This is a genomic window from Tardiphaga sp. 709 (assembly GCF_032401055.1).
In the GTDB taxonomy this organism is placed as follows: Bacteria; Pseudomonadota; Alphaproteobacteria; order Rhizobiales; family Xanthobacteraceae; genus Tardiphaga.
Map to the genome: position 1 here is coordinate 3,493,181 of NZ_CP135529.1, position 25,150 is coordinate 3,518,330.

Here is a 25,150-nt window from a genome sequence, read left to right on the forward strand (position 1 = left end):
TGTGATTGCTTTTTAAGCTAGCTTTGTTAGCTTTATTTCTCACCTATTGAGAAATAAAGGTGCAGTGGCTTAAATTTTCCGCTTAGGAAAATTTGCGCGGTTGTTATAATTCACTAGGATACCTTTGGTTACAACCGAAGCCGACCTAATGACGGATTGCCACGCATGATCCGTCTCCCTTGATGTGATCCAGGAGTAATTGAGATGTCGACGAAAGCGCCCAATCCTGTTGACAAATATGTCGGCAGCCGTGTGCGCATGCGGCGCATTATGCTCGGCATGAGTCAGGAAAAGCTGGGCGAAGCCCTTGGTCTGACGTTTCAGCAAGTTCAGAAATACGAGAAGGGCACCAACCGCGTCGGCGCCAGCCGGCTGCAGCAAATTTCGGAAATCCTGCAGGTCCCCGTCTCGTTCCTGTTCGAAGGCGGCCCCGGCGCGATCCATAATGGCGAAGGCTTCGCTGAAGCGTCCTCGCCTGCCTATGTCTCCGACTTCCTCGCCACCTCCGAAGGCCTCGCTCTGACCCGCGCCTTCACGCGCATCACCGACGCCAAGCTCCGCCGCAGCATCGTCGACCTGGTCGAACAGATCGCTTCGCGCGAAGCCCCGGATCAGCGCTAAAATCACGGTACTTTCAACGGAAATTCGTCATCGCGCCTGATGGCGCCGATGGCGTTTCGGCTGTATCACTCGCGCGCGATGACCACAGCCGATTCCGACCATAACGATCATGACGGCCCCGCAAACGCGGGTACGCCCACGCATGCCGAGGGCGGCCACTATACGGGCTCGTTCTTCGGGCGCCGCAAGGGCCACAAGCTGCGCGATCATCAGGCCGACCTGATGGCGACGCTGCTGCCCGCACTCACCGTCGACATTGCACATCCCGCGCCTGACGATATTCGCACGCTGTTCGGTACAGACGTCGAGACCGTGCGTCTGGAGATCGGCTTCGGCGGCGGCGAACATCTCGTCGCGGAAGCACTGGCACATCCACATATCGGCTTCATCGGCTGCGAGCCCTATATCAACGGCATGGCGAAAATTCTGACGCAGATCGAAGCGCAGAACATCGGCAATATCCGCCTCGTCGCCGGCGACGCCGCTGAACTTCTCACATGGGCACCAGCCCAATCGCTGTCACGCATCGACCTGATCCATCCGGATCCGTGGCCGAAGAAGCGTCACTGGAAGCGCCGCTTCGTGCAGGATGCGACACTGGCTGCGATCGCGCGCGTGCTGAAACCGTCAGGCGAATTTCGTTTCGTGCATGACATTCCGGATTACGTCGCGTGGACACTCTGGCATGTGTCGCGATCGCCGGATTTCATCTGGACCGCAGAGCGCGCCGATGACTGGCGCCTGCCATGGCCGAACTACACCATGACGCGCTACGGCCGCAAAGCCACGCGCGAGGGGCGCATCGCGGCCTATCTCATCTTCAAGCTGATCTCGTAAGATAAGCGGCCAGCGTAAGCGCTTCGCCTCACAGCATGTTCGGAAGCACACGATCCGGCGGCTTGTGATTGTCGAGGAAGGCACGGATGTTGATGATGACTTTCTCGCCCATCTCGACACGGCCTTCGATCGTCGCCGAGCCCATATGCGGCAACAGCACGACCTTGCCGGCGCGCGCGAGCCGCACCAGTTTCGGACTCACCGCGGGCTCATGTTCGAACACGTCGAGCGCGGCACCGGCAATGTCGCCCGACTCGATCAGCTTGATCATCGTCTCTTCGTCGATCACCTCGCCGCGCGCGGTATTGACGATATAGGCGTCCTTACGGATCAGCTTGAGACGACGTGCTGACAACAGGTGGAACGTTGCCGGCGTATGCGGACAGTTCACCGAGATGATGTCCATGCGCGCCAGCATCTGGTCGAGCGAATCCCAATAGGTCGCACCGAGTTCTTCGGCGATCTTCGGCGCGACAGGTTTGCGGTTGTGATAATGGATCTGTAGCCCGAAGGCGCGGGCGCGGCGCGCCACAGCCTGGCCGATGCGGCCCATGCCGATGATGCCGAGCCGCTTGCCGCCGAGCCGCTTGCCCAGCATCCAGGTCGGCGACCAGCCCTGCCAGTCCTTGCCCTCGGTCAGGATCGAGGCACCCTCGATCAGCCGGCGCGGTACCGCGAGAATCATCGACATGGTCATGTCGGCGGTGTCTTCAGTGAGCACCTTCGGCGTATTGGTGACGGTGATGCCGCGGGCATGGGCGGCGGTGACGTCAATATTATCGACGCCGTTGCCAAAATTGGCGATCAGCCTGAGCTTGCAGTCGGGATGCTCGAGCAGTTCCTTGGTGATTTCGTCGGTGACGGTTGGCACCAGCACATCGGCAGTGCGGGTCGCTTCAGCGAGTTGCTCGGGCGTCAGAGGCGTGTCGTCGAGATTGATGTGCGCATCGAACAGTTCGCGCATGCGGGTCTCGATCGAGTCCGGCAGCTTGCGCGTGACGATGACGAGAGGCTTTTTCTTGACCGACATGTCCTGCTCACTCGCGCTTTGGCTAATCCGTTCAGTCCGCATTAACCCGGTTGTTCGAAACTGCCGCAGCCGCGAATTCACCGTTTCCTCGGGTTCCCCGACACCCTTTTTGGTGCCTTGGCCTTCGGTCCTCTCTAGCAGAAGACCGAGCCAAAACAAGAACCCAGCGGGCGCGTGCGGCGCGGCGATAGTTGCGTTCTTTGGATTGGGTTGAGGTGGGGTTGATGGCGTTCCGGCAGTTTGCGTGTGCGGTGTTGGCGATGGTTACCCTGATCGCGACAGCAATCGATCCGGTTCTCGCTGCCAAGGATACGCCGCTGGGCGCCAGCGGCCTGCCGGTGCCGCGCTACGTCAGCCTCAAGTCGGATCACGTCAATGTCCGCGCCGGCCCCACCAAGGACAACGATGTCGCCTGGGTCTATACTCGCTCCGGCCTGCCGGTGGAGATCACCGCCGAATATGAGAACTGGCGCCGCGTCCGCGATTCCGAGGGCGCCGAGGGCTGGGTTTATCACTCGTTGCTGTCCGGCCGCCGCACCGCGGTCGTGACCATGAAATCCAAAGACGAACTCGCCTCAATCTATGACAATCCGGATGCGACCAGCGCTGTTGTGGCCCGGCTGCAGGCCGGCGTTGTGGCGCAGGTGAAGCGCTGCAACAATGGCTGGTGCCGTGTGATTGGCAACGGTTTCGACGGCTGGATCGAACAGCAGCGGCTATGGGGCGTTTACGCCGACGAGAAGGTGAACTGAGCACATCCGGCATCAGGAGTCTGGCCTGCGCCGGCGCACTGATCGGCGCTGCAGCGCTGTCATGGTCCGGCCCCGCCCGTGCACAATCCGCCACTGAGACGTGCCTGGCTGTGGATCAGCGACTGTCTGGTGATGCGACCCTTCCGCGCACCGTGGCTGCGTTCAAAACCGGTGGCCCGCTCAAGATCGTCGCCATGGGCTCGTCATCGACGCTCGGCCTGTGGCAATCCGACCCCGCCAAAACCTATCCCGGCATGCTGCAGAGCGAGCTGCAGCACCTGAAGCCGGAACTGCGGCTGGAGGTCATCAATAGCGGCCGGAACGCCGACACGATCCCGGGCAATATCGTCCGCTTCGACCGCGATGTGCTGGCGCATCGCCCGGATCTGGTGATCTGGCAGATCGGCACCAATGACGTGACCTGGCTGCAAAGCGCGGACAGCCTGACCGGCAGGATCGTCGAGGGCATCCGCCTGCTGAAGGCTGACGGGGCCGACGTGATCCTGATGGATCAGCAATACGCGCCTGTCATTCTCGCATCGCAATATTCCAAGATGCAGGCGAGCATAGCTGAAGCCGCCCGGCAGGAACGCGTGCCGCTATTCTCGCGCTTCGAGCTGATGCGCCGTGCAGTGGACGCAGGGCTCTCCATGGGCGCGCTGACGGCCTGGGACGGACTACACAATTCCGCAGCCGGCTACGAATGCACCGGCCGCGCCCTCGCCCGCGCGATCGTGGCGACGGCTGTAGCTGGCGAGCAAACGCCGCCGAAACCGGTTCGGCGGCGCAAATAACTTCAGAATTTGGATAAAGCCGTTAGCGCTTTTTGCGCAGACGAACGACCATGTCGATGCGGCTGATCTCGAAGCCCTCGGGGACTTCCGGCATCTTGGTCAGCACGAGATTCTGGTCCGGAATATCAACCAGCTCGTGGTTGTTCTCGAGATAGTAGTGGTGGTGTGAGGTCACATTGGTGTCGAAATAGGTCTTCGTACCATCGACGCTGACCTGACGAAGCAGGCCGGAATCCGTGAGCTGATTGAGCGTGTTGTAAACGGTCGCCAGCGACACCGGCACCTTGGCGAGGGTCGCTTCCTCGTAAAGCATTTCCGCAGTGAGATGGCGGGCGCCCTTGCCGAACAGCAGCCAACCCAGCGCCATGCGCTGACGGGTGGGACGCAGGCCGACCGACTGCAGCATCTCGTTGACGTCATGCCACGGGCAACCAGTCAATGCCGGCTGGCGGCCATGATTGATTTCCGCAACCGCAGCTGCGTCATCCAGAACTGAAACGCTGTCGCTCATATCCACGTCAGTAATCCTGCCGTTCACACTCAAAAAGAACACTGAATTAGCCTTCTATTATAGAAAGGCGGGGCCTCAGATGCAAGGTTTTCGCAACTAGGAGCCATGCATCAGAAGGGATGCTTCCGCAGTGCATCGCAACATGGTCAATAACCCGCCAAAAGCAGGCGATCCGGCGCTTTGCCGCCCCCTAAGCCTATGATAGAGAGCGCCCAGCCGGGGCAAGTTCCCGTGTCATTTGGAACAATTCTATATGTGGCGACTCGACCCGGGTAGCCACCACCATCGATGGACCCAGAAAGCCGGCATGATCCAGGAACAACGCAACAGCTACGCATATGAAGACCTGCTGGCCTGCGGCCGCGGCGAGCTGTTCGGACCCGGCAACGCGCAATTGCCGCTGCCGCCGATGCTGATGTTCGACCGCATCACCGAGATCACGGCTGATGGCGGCGAATTCGGCAAGGGTCTCGTGCGCGCTGAACTCGACGTCAATTCGGACCTCTGGTTCTTTGCCTGCCACTTCAAGGGCGATCCGGTCATGCCGGGCTGCCTCGGCCTGGACGCCATGTGGCAGATGGTCGGGTTCTTTCTGGGCTGGTCGGGTGGCATCGGTCCCGGACGTGCGCTCGGGCTGAGCGAGCTGAAGTTTTCCGGTCAGGTTCTCCCGAACATCAAGAAGGTCGTGTACACCATCGATATCAAACGGGTGATGCGTTCAAAATTGTGGTTGGGGATTGCTGACGGCTCGCTTTCGGCCGATGGCGAGATTATCTATCGCGCCAAGGACCTGAAGGTCGGCCTGTTCAAGCAGGAAGCACCTGCCGCATTGCAGCCGGGAACGTAATTTACCGGGTGCCATTCAACGGCGGTCTCCGAGGGGGCGACCGCCAGTTCCACAACAACGTAATTCAAAGGGCGAGGCGATCATGAGGCGGGTTGTCGTCACGGGGATGGGCATTGTCTCATCTATCGGAAACAACACTCAAGAAGTGCTTGCGAGCCTCCATGAGGCAAAGTCGGGCATTACGCGCGCCGACAAATATGCAGAGCTCGGTTTCCGTTCGCAGGTGCAAGGCGCACCGACCATCAATCCGGCCGATGTGATCGACCGCCGCGCGATGCGGTTCCTCGGCGAAGGCGCCGCATGGAATCACATCGCCATGGAACAGGCGATCCAGGACTCCGGCCTCGAAGAGGCCGATATCTCCAACGAACGCACCGGCATCATCATGGGCTCGGGCGGGCCTTCCGCACGCACCATCGTCGAAGCCGCGGACATCACGCGAACGAAGGGGCCAAAGCGCGTTGGCCCGTTCGCGGTGCCGAAGGCGATGTCCTCGACGGCATCCGCCACGCTCGCGACCTGGTTCAAGATCAAGGGCGTGAACTATTCGATCTCCTCCGCCTGCGCGACCTCGAACCACTGCATCGGCAATGCCTATGAGATGATCCAGTGGGGCAAGCAGGACGTCGTGTTTGCTGGCGGCTGCGAGGAACTCGACTGGTCGCTCTCGGTGCTGTTCGACGCCATGGGTGCGATGTCATCGAAGTATAACGACACACCCTCCACCGCTTCGCGTCCCTATGACGTCAGTCGCGACGGCTTTGTCATCGCCGGCGGCGCCGGCGTTGTCGTGGTCGAAGAACTCGAACACGCAAAAGCACGCGGCGCCAAGATCTACGGCGAAATCATTGGCTACGGCGCCACCTCGGACGGTTACGACATGGTCGCCCCGTCGGGCGAAGGCGCAGAGCGTTGCATGAAGATGGCGCTGGCCACCACTGGCGGCATCAAGATTGACTACATCAACCCGCATGCGACCTCGACGCCGGCCGGCGACCCGCCGGAAATGCAGGCGATCCGCAACGTGTTCGGTACCGGCGAGAAATGCCCGCCAATTTCGGCGACCAAGGCCCTCACCGGCCACTCGCTCGGCGCCACGGGCGTGCAGGAAGCAATCTACTCGCTGCTGATGATGCAGAACGGGTTTATCTGCGAGAGCGGCAACATCACCGAACTCGATCCGGTGTTCGCCGACATGCCGATCGTGCGCAAGCGCATCGACAATGTGAAGGTCGGCACCGTGCTGTCGAATTCCTTCGGCTTCGGCGGCACCAACGCCACGCTGGTCTTCAAGCGGATGGATGCATAACGCGATGCCATCACTGATGCAGGGCAAGCGCGGACTGATCATGGGCGTCGCCAATGATCATTCGATCGCGTGGGGAATCGCCAAGGCCCTGCATGCGCAGGGTGCCGAACTGGCTTTCACCTATCAGGGCGATGCGCTTGGCAAGCGCGTCAAGCCGCTGGCGGAATCGCTCAATGCCGATCTGATCCTGCCCTGCGACGTTGAGGACATCGCCAGCGTCGACGCGACCTTTGCTGCGATCAAGGAGAAATGGGGCGGGCTGGATTTCCTGGTCCACGCCATCGGCTTCTCCGACAAGAACGAACTCAAGGGTCGCTACGCTGACACCACGCGCGCGAATTTCTCGCGCACCATGGTGATCTCCTGCTTCTCCTTCACCGAAGTCGCCAAGCGCGCGTCGGAAATCATGAAGCCCGGCAGCGCTATGATCACGCTGACTTTCGGCGGATCGACCCGCGTGATGCCGAACTACAATGTCATGGGCGTTGCCAAGGCCGCTCTTGAAGCCTCGGTGCGTTATCTCGCATCGGACTTCGGCCGCCAGGGCATTCGCGTCAACGCGGTGTCGGCTGGCCCGGTACGTACACTGGCCGGCTCGGGCATCGGCGATTCCCGCGCGATGTTCGCATTCCAGCAGAAACATTCGCCGCTCGGCCGCGGCGTGACACTGGAAGAACTCGGCGGCACTGCGCTGTATCTGCTGTCGGATCTTTCCGGCGGCGTGACCGGTGAAACGCATTTCGTCGACTCCGGCTACAACATCATCTCGATGCCGCATCCGGATGCGTTGAAGGCAGACGCCGGCGAGTAATTCGCCTTACGTCTTTTCCCCCGATGCAAATTCCATCGCACGCTGGAAGGCCGGACGGGCGCTGCAACGGTCGAGATAGCGCTCAAACGCCGGGCGCGACGGCACCATCTTGAAATTGCGCACGGCAAAGTTCAATCCTGAACCGATGGCGATATCGGCGGCAGAGAATTGCGCGCCGAGAATCCACGGACCTTCATCAAGCGCGGCTTCGAGCACATCGAACACGCGCTGCGCATCACCCCAGCCTGCGGCCACCGGATTCAGCTCCATCTTGGTCGCGATCTGTGCGATCGCCGGTTCGATACAGCCCGGCGCAAAGAACAGCCAATAGAGATATTTCGCACGATGCGAGTCCCCGAGCGGGGGCGCCAGCTTCGCGTCGGGATAGCGCTCGGCTACATAAGCGCAAATCGCCGCAGCCTCAGCCATGGTGGCGTCGCCGTCCTGCAGAGCCGGCACCTTGCCCATCGGATTGACGGCGAGGAATTCCAGCGTGCGCTGCGCACCGGTGGAGATATCGGTCAGCACGCGCTCATAGGCGACGCCGGTTTCCTCCATCAGCCAAAGCGCGGTGAACGAACGCGAGCGTGGCGACCAGTAGAGTTTCATCATCTGGAGATCCTCCGGAGAAACATTTTGCCATTTGTGCGAGGATTCGGAGAAAGCTGCAAGACGCGCAGCGCTCAGACTCTCTGAAACTCTCATACCCACGAAAGCGGGGATCAGGCCGGACGACGACAGTTGAGTGTGACGCGGCGCGACAAGAAAAAGCCCCCGCGACATAGTCGCAGGGGCTTTTATATTCACGATGGCGGGCCGAGGTTACTCAGCCGCCTGCAGCATCGGCTGTTCGGCGAGATCGAAACGGTCCGCGTTCATCACCTTCACCCAAGCCTTGATGAAGTCTTTCACGAACTTCTCCTTGGCGTCGGCGCTGCCATAGACTTCGGCGAGCGCGCGGAGCTGCGAGTGCGAACCGAAGATCAGGTCGACACGCGTGGCTGTCCACTTCGCCGCATTGGTCTTGCGGTCGCGGCCTTCATAGACGTCATCCGAACCGGCCGCCTTCGACCACACCGTGTCCATGCTGAGCAGATTGACGAAGAAGTCGTTGGTCAGCGTGCCCGGCTTCGACGTGAACACGCCGTGCTTGCTGTCGCCGGCATTGGCGCCGAGGACGCGCAGGCCGCCGACCAGCGCCGTCATTTCGGGCGCCGTCAGCTTCAGCAATTGCGCACGATCAACCAGAGCTTCCTCCGGCTTCATGAACTGATGGGTGTTGCGGATATAGTTGCGGAAACCGTCGGCACGCGGCTGCAGCGGCGCGAACGACGGCACGTCGGTCTGCTCCTGCGACGCGTCCATGCGGCCCGGCACGAACGGGACCGTGACGGTCACGCCGGCATCCTTCGCCGCCTTCTCGATCGCAGCAACGCCGCCGAGAACGATCAGGTCGGCAATCGACACCTTCTTGCCGAAGTCCTTCTGAATCGCGTCGAGCTTGCTGAGCACGATCGTGAGCTGGTCCGGCTGGTTGACTTCCCAGTCCTTCTGCGGCGCGAGACGGATGCGCGCACCGTTGGCGCCACCGCGCTTGTCGGAGCCGCGGAACGTCGAGGCCGATGACCAGGCGGTGGAAACGAGCTGTGGCACCGTGAGACCGGAGGCGAGGATCTTCGCCTTCAGGTCCGCAACGTCCTTGTCGCCGATCAACGGGTGATCGACGGCCGGGATCGGATCCTGCCAGATCAGCGTTTCCTTCGGCACCAGCTTGCCGCGATAGCGCACGATCGGGCCCATGTCGCGATGGGTGAGCTTGAACCAGGCGCGCGCGAAGGCGTCGGCGAACTCATCCGGATTTTCATAGAAGCGACGCGAGATCTTCTCGTAGATCGGATCGGCCTTGAGCGCGATATCGGAGGTCAGCATCGCAGGCGCGTGACGCTTCGACTTGTCGTGAGCGTCCGGTACGCTGCCTGCGCCGGCGTCGTTCTTCGGCTTCCACTGATGCGCGCCACCCGGACTCTTGGTCAACTCCCATTCGTAGCCGAACAGATTCCAGAAGAAGTTGTTGCTCCACTTCGTCGGCGTCGAGGTCCAAGTGACTTCGAGACCGCTGCCGATCGCGTCTGCGCCCTTGCCGGTGCCGTGGGTACTCTTCCAGCCGAGGCCCTGATCCTCGAGATCGCCGCCTTCCGGGTCCACTCCGACAAAAGACGGATCGCCTGCGCCATGGGTTTTGCCGAAGGTATGACCGCCGGCAATCAACGCAACGGTCTCTTCGTCATTCATCGCCATGCGGGCGAACGTCTCGCGGATGTCCTTCGCCGAGGCGAGCGGATCGGGATTGCCGTTCGGGCCTTCCGGATTGACGTAGATCAAGCCCATCTGCACGGCACCGAGCGGCTCCGCGAGTTCGCGCTCGCCGCTGTAGCGCTCATCACCCAGCCAGGTGCCTTCGGGTCCCCAGTACAGCTCTTCCGGCTCCCAGGTATCGGCGCGACCACCGGCGAAACCGAAGGTCTTGAAGCCCATCGACTCCAAAGCGACGTTGCCGGTGAGGATGAACAGGTCGGCCCAAGAGATCTTCTGGCCGTATTTCTGCTTGATCGGCCACAGCAGCCGGCGCGCCTTGTCGAGGTTGACATTGTCAGGCCACGAATTCAGCGGTGCGAAGCGCTGCTGACCGCCACCGGCGCCGCCACGGCCGTCGGTGATGCGATAGGTGCCGGCGCTGTGCCAGGCCATGCGGATGAACAGACCGCCGTAGTGACCGAAGTCGGCCGGCCACCATTCCTGCGAGTCGGTCATCAGGGCAGTCAGGTCCTTGATCACCGCGTCAAGGTCGAGGCTTTCGAATTCCTTGGCATAATCGAACGCTGCGCCGAGCGGATCGGCGGACGGGTGGATGGCATGCAGCACGCCGATGTCGAGTTGGCCCGGCCACCAATCCTTGTTGCCATGGCCTTTGCTCTTGGGTCCGTTGCCCTTTGCGCCGTGCCCCATCGGGCACTTGCCGGCATCATCAGTCTTCGCGTCCATCGTTCTCTCCTTCCGGCTGTCTGGAACGGGAGCAGTCCCAGGCGATGCCGGCTTGCCGGATCGCCGTAGAGACACCGCTCAAATTTTCCAAAAGCTGTCTAATTTCAATTATCTGCCGAATTCCTCGGCGAGCTTGGCGCTCACCCTAATTGGATTTCGTGACGAGAGATTGGAAGAATTCTTAGATCAGGTCCAGTCGAATTGTCTTCTCTCTCCGATCAGTTTATCTGATGATCCATGATCACGCTCCGCCAGCTCCGCTATCTCGCCGCGCTCGCCAAACACGGCCATTTCGGCCGCGCGGCCGAGGCCTGCAACGTCACCCAGCCTGCGCTGTCGATGCAGATACGCGATCTCGAACGGACGCTGGGCGTCAAGGTGGTGGAGCGCCGGCCCGGCGAGGTGATGCTGACCGATGTCGGGTGCGAAGTGGCACGGCGCGGCGAGGACGTGCTGGCGGCCTCGCGCGACCTGGTGGACTTTGCGCGGCATCGCGGCGGACTCCTGACCGGGCGGCTGACGCTCGGCGTGATCCCGTCACTGGCGCCCTATCTGCTGCCGCGGATCCTGCCGGTGCTACAGAAACAGTTTCCGGAATTGCGGCTGGAGCTGCGCGAGACGCAGACCAGGCAACTGGTCGACGATATCAAGTCAGGCGCACTCGATGCCGCGATGCTGGCCCTGCCGCTTGGTGAGCCTGAGATCGACACGGCCAAATTGTTCGACGATCTGTTCCTGCTCGCGGTGCCGGCAAACGATCCCCGCCCGGCCGACAAACGCATCAAGGCGATGGAGATCGACCAGAGCCGATTGATCCTGCTGGAAGACGGCCACTGCCTGCGCGATCAGGCGCTCGCCTTCTGCGCCACCGCAGCGCGCGGCCATCAGTCCGGCGGCAACGGCATGGCCTTCGCTGCGTCCAGCCTCTCCACGGTGATGCAGATGGTCGCCAGCGGCTATGGCGTGACATTGATCCCGCAGATCGCCGCCGACGTCGAACAACGCGACCAGCGCGTCAAATTCCTGCGGTTGGAGAATCCGCAGCCCGGCCGCACCATCGGCCTCGCTTTTCGCCGGACGTCGCCGCGCAAAGCGGACTTCGCCGCATTGGGCGATGTGGTGAAGGACAGCGTTATCGGCTGATCGATATGGGCCACAAAAGAAAACGCACCGGCGCGGCTGCGCCGGTGCGTTTCCAGACGAGTGAAGCGATCGCGCTTAGCTCTTCTGCTTGGCGATCACCTTGTCCTTGATGCCGTCATAGGTCTTCTCGGGCACGATCTTCTTCTGCACGAGTTCGTCCTTGCCCTTATACGGACGGCCTTTGACGATGGCCGCCGAATAGGCCTTGCCGATACCGGGCAGAGCTTCGAGCGCCTCGACGGTCGCCGAGTTGAGATCAAGCAGTTCAGCCTTCGGTGCCGGGGCCATCTTCGATTCGCTGGCAGGCGCCATCTTAGATGTGGCAGCCGGGGCCATCTTGCCGGCGGGAGCAGCGGGCTGCGGCGACTGCGCCATCGACGGCGCGGATGCGAGTAGACCCAGAGTGAGAGCGGCAGCGGTCAAAGTAGCAAATTTGAAATGGCGCATCGTGGTGTCCCTCCAAGGACGGTTTAAGTAACGCCATCAAGCTAGCTGCGGATTCATGGCGCCGCCATGGCGCGAAAATGAACCGCAGATAAAAGCTGAAGTTTATTTCGCGCGTATTTCGGGAGCGACCGGCTTCAAGTGTTCGAGCGGGAGCGGTGCGCCCGCCTTCAGCGTTTGAATCGCGATATTGCTCCGCGCCTCACGCACGATGGGCAGGTTGAGAAGCTTGCCGACAAGGAAACGTTGATAGTCAGCCAGTTCAGGCACGACCACTTCAAGAAAGTAATCGGACTCGCCGGACACGAGATGGCATGCGACCACCTCGGGCATCTCCACGACGGCCTTCTCGAAAGCGATCGCACGCTTGTTGGCATGCCCATCGATCTTCACACCGACGAAGGCCGTAAACCCCAATCCAACGCGCTCACGCCGCAGCGCCGCACGGTATCCATCGATATATCCCGCTCGCTCCAGGTTCTTGACCCGCCGCAAGCACGGCGACGGCGACAGGCCGACCCGATCGGCCAGCTCGATGTTGCTCAGGCGGCCGTCGGCCTGAAGCTCCGCGATAATTCGGCGATCGATGTCGTCCAACTGGATTTCGGGCATGACCCACCAATCAAAGGTCAGCAAAAGATCATTCGTTGCGCGGACGCGCTCCATATTAGCTAAATTCGCAAGGACATGCGCAGGGGTCAAGTGTCATCGTCGGACTCATTCTCCCAACGAAAGAGCATCCCGATGCCCGACCGACTGATAACGCAATCACTGCTCGATGCCGTCGAATGCTACTTCGATCTGATGTTCGATAACGACGTCTCGCATTTTGACCAGGTATTTGCCGGAAGTGCGCAACTGCATGGACTGCGCGACGGCAGCCTGCGTTTGCTGCCGGCTGCAGACTACAAGGCGATGCTGGCCTCCACACCATCGCCGAAGAGCAAGGGCGCGCCGCGCGAACAGGAGGTGTTGCTGGTGGACTTCGCCGCACCGACCCAGGCGCTGGTCAAGGTTGTCGTCCGGATCGATACGGTCTGGTATTGCGACTACCTGTCCTATCATCGCATCGGCGAGGCCTGGCTGGTGACCGCGAAGTCGTTTCATGTTGCCCGGCGGCTCGAGGCGACGGATCAATAGACGTCAGGACCCTGCCTGCAGCGCCTTGTCGATCTCGACCCTCAGCACGCGCTCGTAATTCTCCGGCGTGATGCCGCCGACCATCTTGTAGGCGATGCGGCCGTCGCGGCCGACGATGAAGGTTTCGGGCACGCCATAGACGCCCCATTCGATCGCGGCGCGACCGTTGCCGTCGACGCCGACGATGCCGAACGGATTGCCGTAGCGGCCAAGAAAGCGGCGCGCGTTGTCCGGCGCGTCCTTGTAGTTGATGCCGACCAGCTGCAGCCGTTTGTCCTTGCCGAGTTCTGTCAGCAGCGGCGCCTCCTCGTGGCACGGCACGCACCACGATGCCCAGACATTGACGAGACTGACCTTGCCCTTGAAGGCTGCGGGATCGAGACCCGGCACCGGCGCACCGCTATCGGTGAGGCCTTCCAGTGCCGGCAATGTCGTCTGGGGCGCGGCGCGGCCGATCAATGCCGAGGGCAGTTTCGCGGGGTCGGCTCCGAGCCGAAACCAGAATAGCGCCGCGAGCGCGGCAAAGATCAGCAGAGGCAATGCCAGTACCCAGCGGCGCTTCGGAGTGGCCTGCGTGGTCATGTGAGATCCGTCGTACCACGACCCGAGCGCCGCGCCACGCCGGAGGATTCCAACTCATGCAGCCGCGCACGGACGCGGCGGTGATCGATGGCGATCCACACGATGAGGATCAGCACCACCGCTGCGACCAGCGCGTAGGACGTGACGATGAAAGATGCGTAGGGACCAAGCGCCATCACGGAAGTGCCACCGGCTTCGCGGCCTGCAACATCTGTAACGCGCGCAAACGACGCCGCAGGATCTCGTTACGCATGGCCGCGAGATGCAGTGTGATAAACAGCAGCGAGAACGCCACAGCCATCACCAACAGCGGGATCAAAAACGACTTGTCGAGCGACGAGCCGCCCATCTTTATCACCGAAGCCGGCTGATGCAGCGTATTCCACCAATCGACCGAGAACTTGATGATCGGAATATTGATGGCACCGACCAGCGTCAGCACCGCAGCGGCGCGCGCCGCGCGCGATGGATCTTCGACGGCGCGCCACAGCGCGATCAGGCCGAGATACATCAGAAACAGAATGAGCACCGAAGTCAGTCGGGCGTCCCATTCCCAATAGGTGCCCCACATCGGCCGGCCCCAGAGCGATCCCGTGACCAGCGCGAGAAAGGTGAAGGCGGCGCCGATCGGCGCCGCCGCCTTGGCGGCGACATCGGCGAGCGGATGCCGCCACACCAGCGTGCCCAGCGATGCCACACTCATGACGCCCCAGACGAACATCGATAGCCAGGCGTTCGGCACATGGATGAACATGATCTTGACGGTGGCACCCTGCTGGTAGTCATCCGGGGCCATGGCCGACTGATACAGGCCGATGGCGAGCAGAACGCCCGTCACTATCGCCAGCCACGGCAGGATGCGTGTGGCAAGCGACAGGAACCGGGTCGGATTGGCGAGTTCGGTCAGCGTCATGGCATTTCCAATAGTCGCGGCTCTGTCCGCGATCAATGCAACTTATTCTCGTTCAACACAGCTCGCGACGAGTTGACCCAAGTCAATCCACCCAGGTCAATCCAGTGTCTCAGCCTGTCGCGATTATTCCAACCGTCTCAATCCAGTCCATGCCGCAGGCTCGCCGCCGCCGCAAAAGGCCCGATCACGAGGCTCGCCAGCGATAGCGCGCAGAGAATGGAGAACGGGGTCGAGAATGTCAGCGCCCCCTGCTCAAGGATGGCGGCATTCGACGCCGCAACGCCGAAAATCAGCACCGGGATCGACAACGGCAACACCAGCACCGCCAGCAAGAGCCCACCGCGCTGCAGCGTCACCGCCAGTGCGGCACCGATCATGCCAGTGAAAGTCAGTGCTGGCGTACCCGCCAGTAGCGTCAGCGCCACTGCCAGCGTCGACGGACCGTCGAGATTGAGCAGCAGCCCCAGCACTGGCGTCGCGACGATCAGCGGCACGCCTGCGGCCAGCCAGTGGGCAAGGGCCTTGGCGGCGCAGGCGAGTTCCAGCGGCGTCCGGCTCATCAGGATGAGATCCAGAGAACCATCGTCGTGATCGGCAGTGAACAGCCGGTCGAGGGTCAGCAGGCTCGCGAGCAGCGCCCCGAGCCATAGAATCGCCGGCCCCAGCCGTGCCAGCAGCGCTAGATCCGGCCCCAGCGCGAAGGGCATCAGCACGATAACCGTCAGAAAGAAGAGCACACCGATCAGCGCCCCGCCGCCGACCCGGACGGCAATGCGGATGTCGCGTCGAATCAACGCGCCAAGGGCACTCACGCCTCGCCCCCGATGCGCAACTCCCGTGCAGGAATGCCGAGCGGGCCATGGGTCGCAGCGATAATCAGACCGCCAGTGGCGAGATGATCCGTCATCAGTCCCGCGAATACCCGCTGACTGACCAGATCGAGCGCCGCTGTCGGCTCGTCGAGCAGCCAGATCGGCCGGCGGACGGTCAGCAATCGCGCGATCGACAGCCGGCGGCGCTGGCCGGCCGACAGGAAGCCCGCGGGTAGCGCCGCGGCATGGGAGAGGCCCACTGCTGCAATGCACGTGGCTGGATCGGCCGGCGTGCCACCGAGGAAGTCGGCCCAGAAGGTCAGGTTTTCCGTCACCGTCAAAGCCGGCTTCATGGCGTCGCGGTGGCCCAGGTAATGGGCCTGTTCGGTAACAGTCATTTCGCCGTCGCCGCCCTCGAGAGTGATGGAGCCCTCGGCCGGCGCCAGCAGGCCTGCGATCAACCGCAACAACGAGGTTTTGCCTGCTCCGTTAGGGCCAATGACCGCCACGGTCGTGCCTGCCGTGGCATCGAAATCGAGCCCGGCGAAGACTTCGCGGCCACCCCGCAGGCATCTCAAATTGCGCCCCGAGAGCCGCATCCTAACCCTTCCATGACCATCTGATTTGGTTCAGAGGTCGCCGCGGCGTTGTTGCATCATTTCGCAGGGCTGCAAACGATTGTCGATATGGCAGCGGTTCTAGAAAGATTCTATAAGTCGGAACTTGATGCAGCACACAATCGGCGCCTGCGAGCAAACCGGCCTTCTCCGCCGACGGTGTCTCGGTACCATTTTCCGGGTATCGGTCAACTGAATTGGGACCCCTTCACATGACCTCGCTCGACAGTTTCAAGTGCCAAAAAACCCTCAAGGTGGGCGCTAAAACTTACGTGTACTATAGCCTCCCGCTCGCTGAGAAAAACGGTCTCGCGGGCATTTCGAAGCTGCCCTATTCGATGAAGGTCCTGCTCGAGAATCTGCTGCGCAACGAGGACGGCCGCAGCGTCAAGAAGGAAGACATCGTTGCTTTCTCGAAATGGCTGAAGAAGCGCAAGCTCGAGCACGAAATCTCGTTCCGCCCTGCGCGCGTGCTGATGCAGGACTTCACCGGCGTCCCCGCGGTGGTCGATCTTGCCGCGATGCGCAACGCGATGCAGGCGCTGAAGGGCGATCCCAAGAAGATCAACCCGCTGGTCCCGGTCGATCTGGTCATCGACCATTCGGTGATCGTGAACTTCTTCGGTGACAACAAGGCGTTCGGCAAAAACGTCGCCGAAGAGTACAAGCAGAACAAGGAGCGTTACGAGTTCCTGAAGTGGGGCCAGAGCGCGTTCTCGAATTTCTCCGTCGTGCCGCCCGGCACCGGCATCTGCCACCAGGTCAATCTCGAATATCTCGCCCAGACCGTCTGGACGAAGAAGCAGAAGATGACGGTCGGCAAGAAGACCGCCACCTTCGAGGTCGCCTATCCGGACACGCTGGTCGGCACCGACTCGCATACCACCATGGTCAACGGCCTCGCCGTGCTCGGCTGGGGCGTCGGCGGCATCGAGGCGGAAGCCGCGATGCTCGGCCAGCCGCAGTCGATGCTGCTGCCCGACGTGGTCGGCTTCAAGCTGTCGGGCGCACTCAAGGAAGGCGTCACCGCCACCGACCTCGTGCTCACCGTCACCCAGATGCTGCGCAAGCAGGGCGTCGTCGGCAAGTTCGTGGAATTCTACGGCCCCGGCCTCGACGCCATGTCGGTCGCTGACAAGGCGACAATCGGAAATATGGCGCCAGAATATGGCGCAACCTGCGGCTTCTTCCCGGTCGATGCCGCCACCATCGACTATCTGACAACTTCGGGCCGCAAATCGGCGCGTGTCGCACTGGTTGCCGCTTATGCCAAGGCGCAGGGCCTGTACCGCACCGCCAAGTCGCCCGATCCGGTGTTCACCGAAACGCTGAAGCTCGATCTCGGCGACGTCGTACCCTCGATGGCCGGCCCGAAGCGTCCGGAAGGCCGCGTCGCACTGCCCGCCATCGCCGAAGGCTTCTCTGCCGCGCTAACCACCGAATACAAGAAGCCGGATAACCACAACGCGCGCTTCCCCGTCGAGGGCAAGAACTTCGATGTCGGCCATGGCGACGTGGTGATCGCTGCCATCACCTCCTGCACCAACACCTCAAATCCGAGCGTGCTGATCGCCGCCGGCCTGCTGGCACGTAACGCCGTGGCCAAGGGCCTCAAGACCAAGCCGTGGGTGAAGACCTCGCTGGCGCCGGGCTCGCAGGTCGTCGCTGAATATCTCGCCAATTCCGGCTTGCAGCTCGACCTCGACAAGATCGGCTTCAACCTCGTCGGCTTCGGCTGCACCACCTGTATCGGCAATTCCGGCCCGCTGCCGCCGGAGATTTCGAAGTCGATCAACGACAACGGCATCGTTGCCGCAGCGGTTCTCTCGGGCAACCGTAACTTCGAGGGTCGCGTCTCGCCGGACGTGCAGGCAAACTATCTCGCCTCGCCGCCGCTGGTCGTCGCGCACGCACTTGCCGGTACGGTGACCAAGAATCTAGCGGTCGAGCCGATCGGCGAAGGCAAGGATGGCAAGCCGGTGTTCCTGAAAGACATCTGGCCGACCACGAAGGATATCAACGCCTTCATCAAGAAGTACGTGACGTCGACGATCTTCAAGAAGAAGTACGCAAACGTGTTCGACGGCGATGCCAACTGGCGCAAGATCAAGACGGTCGAGAGCGAGACCTACAAGTGGAACATGGGTTCGACCTATGTGCAGAACCCACCCTACTTCGAAGGCATGAAGAAGGAACCGGAGCCGACCACCGACATCGTCGATGCGCGCATCCTGGCTCTGTTCGGCGACAAGATCACCACCGACCACATCTCGCCGGCCGGTTCGATCAAACTCACCTCACCCGCCGGCAAGTATCTGTCGGAGCACCAGGTGCGCCCGGCCGACTTCAACCAGTACGGCACGCGCCGCGGCAACCACGAAGTGATGATGCGCGGCACCTTTGCCAACATCCGCATCAAGAACTTCATGATGCAGGGTGCTGACGGCAACGTGCCGGAAGGCGGCATGACCAAGCACTGGCCCGATGGCGAAGCGATGTCGATCTACGACGCCGCGATGAAGTATCAGGCCGAGCAGGTGCCACTGGTCGTGTTCGGCGGTGCCGAATACGGCAACGGCTCGTCGCGCGACTGGGCGGCAAAGGGCACGCGTCTGCTTGGCGTTCGCGCCGTGATTACCGAAAGCTTCGAACGTATTCACCGATCCAATCTGGTCGGCATGGGCATTCTGCCGCTGACCTTCGAGAATGGTTCGTCGTGGAAGAAGCTCGGCCTCAAGGGCGACGAGAAGGTCACGATCCGCGGCCTGACCGGCGATATCAAGCCGCGCCAGCAGATGGTGGCGGAAATCGTGTCGGCCGATGGCTCACTCCACAAGGAGACGCTGCTCTGCCGCATCGATACGCTGGACGAGCTCGAATATTACCGCAACGGCGGCATCCTGCATTACGTGCTGCGTCAGCTTGCAGCCTGACGCCCATACGTGGTGTGACGTAGTGCCTCACCGCGAAGTGAGTGGCTAGTGAACAGAAGGCGGCCTATGAAGGGCCGCCTTCTGGCGTTTGAGGGCATGAACGTGTTAGCGACACCAATGTGCGACACCGTCTGTCATGTGTCTCACCTCGAGCGTGGCAAAACCTCATGAAATCCTTTGGCGGCATATCGCAGTGGACAGGCGCGCTCAGCGTATGCGCCGCCATTGCAGCGAGTGGTAGCGCGCTGGCTCAGCCCCGGGCCGTGGTGGAGCTCTTCACCTCGCAGGGTTGCTCGTCCTGCCCGCCTGCAGACAAGATCATCGGCGACCTCGCCAAAGACCCGTCCGTGATCGCATTAAGCATGCCGATCGACTACTGGGACTACCTTGGCTGGAAGGATACGCTGGCCGACTCGCGTTTCAGCGCGCGTCAGAAAGCCTATTCACAGATGCGCGGAGATCGCGACGTCTACACGCCGCAAGTCGTTGTCAACGGCGCCACTCAGGTGATCGGCAGCGATGCCGATCGTATCCAGGGCGCGATCAGCGAAACCAAGAAAGGCACTGTGATGACGGTGCCGGTGTCGATGTCGGTTTCCGGCAAACACGTCAACGTGTCCGTTGCCGCATCGAGCAATGCGCCGGATACGGCGCATGGCGAAGTCTGGATCTGTTCCGTGTCGAAGGCAGTGCCGATCACGGTCGGTCGCGGTGAGAATCGCGGCAAGCAACTGACCTACTACAATGTCGTCCGGAACTGGCTGAAGGTCGGTGACTGGACCGGCAACGCCGCCAACTGGACGCTGCCGCTGGAGAACATCTCCAGGGATGGAGTCGATGCGGCCGTCGTTTATGTGCAAGACGGCACGCGCGACAAGCCCGGCGCGATGCGCGGCGCGGCCTATACGTCGCTGCAGTAAGTCATCAGATTGATAACTTCGGTAGCTGCTGCGCTTACGCGTGGCGTGCCTGCATCATTGTGAGCCCTCGGCGAAGACTGGATTGCTTCGTCGCTTCGCCTATCGCAATGACGCTTGATGGTCTCGCAAAAGCATCCACCAAAAGAAAAGGACCAACTTGCGTTGGCCCAGTGGGGATTAACTTCCTGCGCAGGGTCCGATCCCAACGACCGCGGGGGGCTGGGGGCTGAGGAATCCGAGACCGGAAGAACCGGACCCGACGCAGTATCTTCTTGTCGCAATCCAGAAGGGCGCCCGATGGGCCAAAATTTGGCGGCAATAAGATTCACCTGACGTTCCCGTGACGGGAAATTTCTACCATCGGGCCTGCGGATCGGCCCTTGCAGAGGACCGCGGTCGGCGCGATCATGTCGGCGATATGACAGGAGGCGCTGTATGAATGTGATTCCGGGAGATGCTGAGCCCACCGAGAATCGCGCGGCGACGGGCTCTGCCGCCGCCGCGCCGGTCGTCAGCTTCAACCGCCTTGAGCTCAGCCGCATCCTCAATCTGTACGGCCGTATGGTCTCCGACGGCGAGTGGCGTGATTACGCCATCGACTTTCTGCGCGACCGCGCGGTGTTCTCGGTGTTCCGCCGCTCGTCGGAAGTGCCGCTGTATCGCATCGAGAAAGATCCGCGACTGGCGCGCAAGCAGGGCATGTATAGCGTGATTTCGGCTGGTGGCCTGATCCTGCGCCGCGGCCAGGAACTCGACCGCGTGCTCTTGGTGATCGATCGCAAGCTGGCGGTGGTGTAATCGATTCGCAGAGCGTCAGGGCAGCGTGCGGGCGCCGTCGCCAAGTGCGAGCTGCATCGAAACGGTATCAAGCCAGCGATCGAACTTGAAACCGACATCGGGATGCACCCCAACCATCTGAAACCCGGCATTGCGATGAACCGCGATGGAGCCAGCATTGGCGCTGTCACCGATCACCGCGACCATCTGGCGGTAGCCGCGACTCTCGCATTCGGCGATCAGCCGCGCCAGAAGTTTGCCGCCAACGCCTCGCCGCTGGGCTTTCGGATCGAGATAAATCGAATTCTCGACGGTAAAACGATAGGCCGGTCGCGGGCGATGCGCGCCGGCATAGGCATAGCCGACAACCTGGCCTTCCAGCACAACCACAAGATACGGATAGCCCCCGCTCCCCAGCGCCTCGAAACGCCGCGTCATCTCGGCCAAATCTGGCGGGATCAGTTCGAACGTGGCCGTGCCGAACTGCACCGCCTCGTCATAGATCGCGGTAATCGCGGGCAGATCCGCCGCGACTGCGGGTCTGATTTCAATATCGGACATGGCGCAGAGACTATTTTTGCCCGACCCAAAAGAAAAGCCCCGGCTTCTGGCCGGGGCTAAGATCTTCTCGAAATCCTGAAGCTTATTCGCGCTGTCCGAGCAGCTGCAGCAGCAGCGTGAACAGGTTGATGAAGTTCAAGTAGAGCGACAGGGCACCGGTGATCGCCGCGCGCTCGGCGATATCGCCACCCTGCGAGGCGTAACCGTAGATGTAGTCGTTCTTCAACCGCTGGGTATCGTAGGCAGTCAGGCCTGCGAAGATCAGCACGCCGACAACCGACACAATGAACTGCAGCATCGACGACGCCACGAAGATGTTCACGACGCTCGCGATGATGATGCCGAACAGGCCCATCAGCAGGAACGAGCCCATGCCCGTCATATCACGTTTGGTTGTGTAGCCGTAGAGGCTCAGCGCACCGAACGAGGCAGCGGTGATGAAGAACACCCGCACGATCGATGTGTGCGTGTACACCAGGAAGATCGACGACAGCGAGATGCCCATCAGAGCCGCGAAGGCCCAGAACAGCAACTGCGCGGTAGCCGGCTTCAGCCGGTTGATGCCGAACGAGATGGCGAACACCATCACCAGCGGCGCCAAGATGAATACCCATTTCAGCGGGCTCACGAACATCGCGTAGCCGAACGGCGTCAGGTAGGAGCTACCGATCCGGGCAGCAGCGCCCGACGGGTCCGTGGTCACGGCGGCCATGTACACGCCGAGAGCAGCCAGGCCGGTGATGGCCAGACCGATCGTCATGTAGTTGTAGATGCGCAGCATGTAGGAGCGCAGTCCGGCGTCCACGGCAGCGGCATCGCGCGCGCCGGCCCGGCCGAAGGGGGAAGCATAGTTACGGTCTAGATCCGACATGGTCGAAACCTCGATGTTGTCCGGCTGATCGCAAAGGGTTCGCGTCGCCGGTTCAAATTATATCCCAGATATCTGCGCTTCCTGACACTAAACTCGATTTCATAAAAAATCGATGTCATCTGCGCTCGATGTCTGACCCAAAGGGTATGTGGTAAACTAACACATTCGCTGCAAGCTTCCACGCGTGGCGGAATGTCGCTCCGATTTGTATTCAGGCATCCTGGTAAACTTTCAGCCTGACGCAAGCTTGGCGATTTGTCAGTCATTTTGCACGAATCAGCCCGCGCAAAGGCTGCTTCGTGTCAAAACAGGTCACAAATTCCGTAACACGGTGGCAGGCTTCTGGTTCAAGGCTACCAACGTACCCACCAGGCCCAGGCCCACTGTGACAATTAGCGCCGCCAGCACGACGCCAGCCGCACTGCCAGCCTGCCAGACAAAGCTCAGCGTCATCAGGCGCGTGACGATCAGCCACGCCGCCACCGAGCCGGCGATGACCCCAAACACTGCCGTGGCCAGGCCGATCATCAGGTATTCGAGTGCATAGGCACCTAGAAGCCGCGCACGCGTGGCGCCGAGGGTCTTGAGGATCACGGCGTCATAGACGCGATGCCGGTGACCGGCGGCCAGCGCGCCACCGAGCACGAGAATGGCCGAGAGCAGCGTCACCGCGCTGGTACCGCGGATCGCCAGCACGAGATTTGTGACAACCGATCCCACAGTGTCGAGCGCTTCCCGGACCCGGACGGTGGTGATCATCGGGAATGCGTCGGCCACCGCCTTGACCAGACCTGCGTCCTGGGACGGATCGGACTTCGGTTCGGTCAGCGTGGCAATATGGGTATGCGGCGCACCGCGGAAGGTATTGGGCGAGAACACCAGCACGAAATTGATGCCGAGGCTCTGCCAGTCGACGGACCGCATATTGCCGATCCTGGCGGTGATATCGCGGCCGAGCACGTTGACGGTGACCTCGTCGCCGAGTTTGAGCCCGAGCCCGTCGGCCAGCTTCTTCTCGAACGACACCAGTGGCGGGCCGCTATAGTCGGGCGCCCACCATTCGCCCTCGACCAGCTTGGAACCACGCGGAACCTCGTTGGTGTAACTGAGGCCGCGGTCGCTCTGCAGTACCCATTCGGCATCGGATGACGGCTTGAGGTCTTCTGCCTTGACGCCGCGCGCGGCAACGATCCGACCCCGCAGCATCGGCACATCCTCGACGGTCGACTGCGGCTGCTTCTCCTTGAGAAATGCGCTGAAGCGGTCGGCCTCGGTGGAGGGAATGTCGATGAAATAGAACGACGGCGCCTTCTCCGGCAGCGCTGCCATGAACTGCCGGCGCAGATTGCCGTCGATCTGGGTGACGGTCACCAGCACCGTCAGGCCGAGCCCGAGCGACATCACCACCGACGGAGTCAGCGCGCCCGGCCGGTAGATATTGGCAATAGCCAGCCGCAGCATGGTCATGCTCGGCCGCGGTAATTTGCGCGCAAAAGCCATCAATGCGCCGGCGATACCGCGCAGCAAGGCGAAAACGACCATCGACGACACCACGAACACGGCAGCAACCCGTTTGTCGTAAGCGAGCCCGACCACCACCGCGATCAGTAGCCCGACCACGAGTGCCATCCAGAGCATATAGCGCAGCTTCGGCCGGTGCGATTCCGTCAGTGCCGCATCACGAAACAGCGCCGCAACCGGCACGTCGTGTACGCGCGCCAAGGGCCATAGGCCGAAGGCCAGCGCCGTCAGCAGCCCGTACAGCAACGACAGCGCCAGCTCGCCGAGATGAAGCACCGGCACCACCGGCAGCGGCAGCAGCTTGCCGAACAGGCCGACAATGGCAAACGGCAGGGAAGCACCGACCACCATACCGATCAGCGAGCCGATCACCGCCAGCACCAGCACCTGGGTGAGGTAGATCGCGAATACGTCGCGGCCGGTCGCACCAAGCGCTTTCAACGACGCGATGACGTCGCGGCGGCGGTCGATATGGCTCTTCACGGCATTGGCGACACCGACGCCGCCGACCAGCAGGGACGCGAGGCCGACCAACGTCAGGAACTGGGTGAATCGCGTGATGGTGCGCTCGAGCTGCGGCGATGCATTGTCACGCGAACGGATTTCCCAGCCTGCTTGCGGCAATTGGACACGCGCATCGTCGGCCAGCGCCTTGGCAGCGCGATCGCCGGAAACGGTGTCCGGCAGGCGAACACGGTAGATCCAGCGCACCAGACTGCCGGGCTGCAGAAGCTTGGTGGCGCGCAGAGCGTCCTCACTGGTGAGGAAACGCGGCGCGAAACCGACACCGCCGGCGAGTTTGTCGGGCTCCGCTGAAATTTCGCTGCGAAGCTCGAACGTCGCATTACCGACCGTGAGGCGGTCACCAACCTTGAGGCCTAGCCGGGCCATCAATGTCGTATCCGTCGCGGCGCCATAGGCCCCGTCACGTTCGGCGAGCAGATCGCTCATCGGCATGTCCGGCGCCAGGGTCGCCTTGCCGAGCAAGGGATAGCTGCCATCGACGGCCTTGATCTCAACAAGCGCAAGATTGCCGTCCGGCGCGCGCGCCATGCCGCGCAGCGTTGCGGCAACCGACACTGCACCGCGTGCGCGCAAGAAGGCGAGTTCGTCCGGCTTGGCCTCACGCTGCATCAGCGAGAATGCCACGTCGCCGCCGAGCAGCGTACGGCCTTCGCGCGCCACGCCCTCGCCCAAACTTGCCGCGACCGAGCCGACGCCGGCGATGGCCATGACGCCCAGCGCGATGCAGGCGATGAAAACGTAAAAGCCGCGCAGGCCGCTGCGCATCTCGCGGAAAGCGTAACGCAACGCCAGCGACGGGCCTCGGCTGTTAGGAATGGTCTCGGTGATGGTGGTCAT

Annotated in this window: 26 protein-coding genes; 12 read left to right on the forward strand and 14 right to left on the reverse strand. The window is 61.8% G+C overall.

Annotated features, from left to right (window positions below):
• Window positions 1-204 precede the first annotated feature (204 nt).
• On the forward strand, window positions 205-621 hold the full coding sequence (locus RSO67_RS17065) for a helix-turn-helix domain-containing protein (protein WP_068730045.1): 417 nt from the start codon (window positions 205-207) through the stop codon (window positions 619-621).
• Window positions 622-699: 78 nt separating this feature from the next.
• On the forward strand, window positions 700-1,458 hold the full coding sequence (locus tag RSO67_RS17070) for a tRNA (guanine(46)-N(7))-methyltransferase TrmB (RefSeq protein WP_410001897.1): 759 nt from the start codon (window positions 700-702) through the stop codon (window positions 1,456-1,458).
• A 28-nt stretch (window positions 1,459-1,486) separates the two neighbouring features.
• On the opposite strand, the gene RSO67_RS17075 is transcribed toward RSO67_RS17070, so the two are convergent.
• Entirely contained in the window at window positions 1,487-2,488 is a 1,002-nt protein-coding gene (locus RSO67_RS17075) for a 2-hydroxyacid dehydrogenase (RefSeq protein ID WP_120287607.1), read from the reverse strand.
• A 224-nt stretch (window positions 2,489-2,712) separates the two neighbouring features.
• On the opposite strand from RSO67_RS17075, the gene RSO67_RS17080 reads away from it, so the two are divergent.
• Together RSO67_RS17080 and RSO67_RS17085 are read left to right on the forward strand one after the other, a co-directional pair.
• A complete protein-coding gene (locus RSO67_RS17080) occupies window positions 2,713-3,240 on the forward strand; it encodes an SH3 domain-containing protein (RefSeq protein WP_315839833.1) in 528 nt (175 codons plus the stop codon).
• A complete protein-coding gene (locus RSO67_RS17085; protein WP_315839834.1) occupies window positions 3,207-4,034 on the forward strand; it encodes an SGNH/GDSL hydrolase family protein in 828 nt (275 codons plus the stop codon). The genes RSO67_RS17080 and RSO67_RS17085 overlap by 34 nt, the downstream gene beginning before the upstream one ends.
• A gap of 22 nt (window positions 4,035-4,056) precedes the next feature.
• On the opposite strand, the gene irrA is transcribed toward RSO67_RS17085, so the two are convergent.
• Complete coding sequence (gene irrA, locus RSO67_RS17090) at window positions 4,057-4,545, reverse strand: iron response transcriptional regulator IrrA (protein ID WP_089263317.1); 489 nt, start codon at window positions 4,543-4,545, stop codon at window positions 4,057-4,059.
• A 307-nt stretch (window positions 4,546-4,852) separates the two neighbouring features.
• Between irrA and fabA the strand changes: the two genes are divergently transcribed.
• From fabA to fabI, 3 genes are all read left to right on the forward strand, one after another.
• Window positions 4,853-5,392 carry a 3-hydroxyacyl-[acyl-carrier-protein] dehydratase FabA gene (gene fabA / locus RSO67_RS17095; protein WP_410001752.1) on the forward strand — a complete coding sequence of 180 codons (540 nt, stop codon included), beginning with the start codon at window positions 4,853-4,855 and terminating at the stop codon, window positions 5,390-5,392.
• A gap of 82 nt (window positions 5,393-5,474) precedes the next feature.
• Entirely contained in the window at window positions 5,475-6,701 is a 1,227-nt protein-coding gene (gene fabB, locus RSO67_RS17100; protein ID WP_315839835.1) for a beta-ketoacyl-ACP synthase I, read from the forward strand.
• A gap of 4 nt (window positions 6,702-6,705) precedes the next feature.
• Window positions 6,706-7,512: an enoyl-ACP reductase FabI gene (gene fabI, locus RSO67_RS17105; RefSeq protein WP_068730452.1), complete on the forward strand. Its 807-nt coding sequence runs from the start codon at window positions 6,706-6,708 to the stop codon at window positions 7,510-7,512.
• 6 nt (window positions 7,513-7,518) lie between these two features.
• Here the strand turns inward: fabI and RSO67_RS17110 are convergent, their stop codons facing one another.
• Both RSO67_RS17110 and katG read right to left on the reverse strand, forming a co-directional pair.
• Entirely contained in the window at window positions 7,519-8,124 is a 606-nt protein-coding gene (locus RSO67_RS17110; RefSeq protein WP_116659774.1) for a glutathione S-transferase family protein, read from the reverse strand.
• A 210-nt stretch (window positions 8,125-8,334) separates the two neighbouring features.
• Entirely contained in the window at window positions 8,335-10,554 is a 2,220-nt protein-coding gene (gene katG, locus RSO67_RS17115; protein ID WP_315839836.1) for a catalase/peroxidase HPI, read from the reverse strand.
• Window positions 10,555-10,791: 237 nt separating this feature from the next.
• Between katG and RSO67_RS17120 the strand changes: the two genes are divergently transcribed.
• Window positions 10,792-11,697 carry a LysR substrate-binding domain-containing protein gene (locus tag RSO67_RS17120; RefSeq protein WP_315839837.1) on the forward strand — a complete coding sequence of 302 codons (906 nt, stop codon included), beginning with the start codon at window positions 10,792-10,794 and terminating at the stop codon, window positions 11,695-11,697.
• A 75-nt stretch (window positions 11,698-11,772) separates the two neighbouring features.
• Here the strand turns inward: RSO67_RS17120 and RSO67_RS17125 are convergent, their stop codons facing one another.
• Both RSO67_RS17125 and RSO67_RS17130 read right to left on the reverse strand, forming a co-directional pair.
• On the reverse strand, window positions 11,773-12,144 hold the full coding sequence (locus tag RSO67_RS17125) for a ComEA family DNA-binding protein (protein WP_315839838.1): 372 nt from the start codon (window positions 12,142-12,144) through the stop codon (window positions 11,773-11,775).
• Between the two features lie 102 nt (window positions 12,145-12,246).
• Window positions 12,247-12,843, reverse strand: coding sequence for an Lrp/AsnC family transcriptional regulator (locus RSO67_RS17130; protein WP_315839839.1), 597 nt, complete (start codon window positions 12,841-12,843; stop codon window positions 12,247-12,249).
• A 42-nt stretch (window positions 12,844-12,885) separates the two neighbouring features.
• Between RSO67_RS17130 and RSO67_RS17135 the strand changes: the two genes are divergently transcribed.
• Complete coding sequence (locus RSO67_RS17135) at window positions 12,886-13,281, forward strand: nuclear transport factor 2 family protein (protein ID WP_315839840.1); 396 nt, start codon at window positions 12,886-12,888, stop codon at window positions 13,279-13,281.
• Between the two features lie 3 nt (window positions 13,282-13,284).
• Here RSO67_RS17135 and RSO67_RS17140 read toward each other — a convergent pair whose 3' ends face one another.
• From RSO67_RS17140 to ccmA, 5 genes are all read right to left on the reverse strand, one after another.
• Window positions 13,285-13,863, reverse strand: a complete 579-nt coding sequence (locus tag RSO67_RS17140) for a DsbE family thiol:disulfide interchange protein (RefSeq protein ID WP_315839841.1) — start codon at window positions 13,861-13,863, stop codon at window positions 13,285-13,287.
• On the reverse strand, window positions 13,860-14,039 hold the full coding sequence (ccmD, locus tag RSO67_RS17145) for a heme exporter protein CcmD (protein ID WP_315844284.1): 180 nt from the start codon (window positions 14,037-14,039) through the stop codon (window positions 13,860-13,862). Before ccmD ends, RSO67_RS17140 begins: the two co-directional genes overlap by 4 nt.
• A complete protein-coding gene (locus RSO67_RS17150) occupies window positions 14,039-14,776 on the reverse strand; it encodes a heme ABC transporter permease (RefSeq protein ID WP_315839842.1) in 738 nt (245 codons plus the stop codon). Before RSO67_RS17150 ends, ccmD begins: the two co-directional genes overlap by 1 nt.
• 137 nt (window positions 14,777-14,913) lie before the next feature.
• The gene (ccmB, locus tag RSO67_RS17155; RefSeq protein ID WP_315839843.1) at window positions 14,914-15,588 is read right to left on the reverse strand and encodes a heme exporter protein CcmB; all 675 of its coding nucleotides are present in this window, start codon (window positions 15,586-15,588) and stop codon (window positions 14,914-14,916) included.
• On the reverse strand, window positions 15,585-16,187 hold the full coding sequence (ccmA, locus tag RSO67_RS17160; protein ID WP_315839844.1) for a heme ABC exporter ATP-binding protein CcmA: 603 nt from the start codon (window positions 16,185-16,187) through the stop codon (window positions 15,585-15,587). Before ccmA ends, ccmB begins: the two co-directional genes overlap by 4 nt.
• Window positions 16,188-16,417: 230 nt before the next feature.
• Between ccmA and acnA the strand changes: the two genes are divergently transcribed.
• From acnA to RSO67_RS17175, 3 genes are all read left to right on the forward strand, one after another.
• A complete protein-coding gene (gene acnA, locus RSO67_RS17165; protein ID WP_315839845.1) occupies window positions 16,418-19,138 on the forward strand; it encodes an aconitate hydratase AcnA in 2,721 nt (906 codons plus the stop codon).
• Window positions 19,139-19,305: 167 nt separating this feature from the next.
• On the forward strand, window positions 19,306-20,058 hold the full coding sequence (locus tag RSO67_RS17170; protein WP_089263293.1) for a DUF1223 domain-containing protein: 753 nt from the start codon (window positions 19,306-19,308) through the stop codon (window positions 20,056-20,058).
• 435 nt (window positions 20,059-20,493) lie between these two features.
• On the forward strand, window positions 20,494-20,856 hold the full coding sequence (locus tag RSO67_RS17175) for a DUF2794 domain-containing protein (RefSeq protein ID WP_315839846.1): 363 nt from the start codon (window positions 20,494-20,496) through the stop codon (window positions 20,854-20,856).
• Window positions 20,857-20,871: 15 nt separating this feature from the next.
• Here the strand turns inward: RSO67_RS17175 and RSO67_RS17180 are convergent, their stop codons facing one another.
• The 3 genes from RSO67_RS17180 to RSO67_RS17190 form a co-directional block, all read right to left on the reverse strand.
• Complete coding sequence (locus RSO67_RS17180; protein WP_315839847.1) at window positions 20,872-21,396, reverse strand: GNAT family N-acetyltransferase; 525 nt, start codon at window positions 21,394-21,396, stop codon at window positions 20,872-20,874.
• Window positions 21,397-21,478: 82 nt separating this feature from the next.
• Window positions 21,479-22,267, reverse strand: coding sequence for a Bax inhibitor-1/YccA family protein (locus RSO67_RS17185; protein WP_089263288.1), 789 nt, complete (start codon window positions 22,265-22,267; stop codon window positions 21,479-21,481).
• Window positions 22,268-22,579: 312 nt separating this feature from the next.
• Complete coding sequence (locus tag RSO67_RS17190) at window positions 22,580-25,150, reverse strand: ABC transporter permease (protein ID WP_315839848.1); 2,571 nt, start codon at window positions 25,148-25,150, stop codon at window positions 22,580-22,582.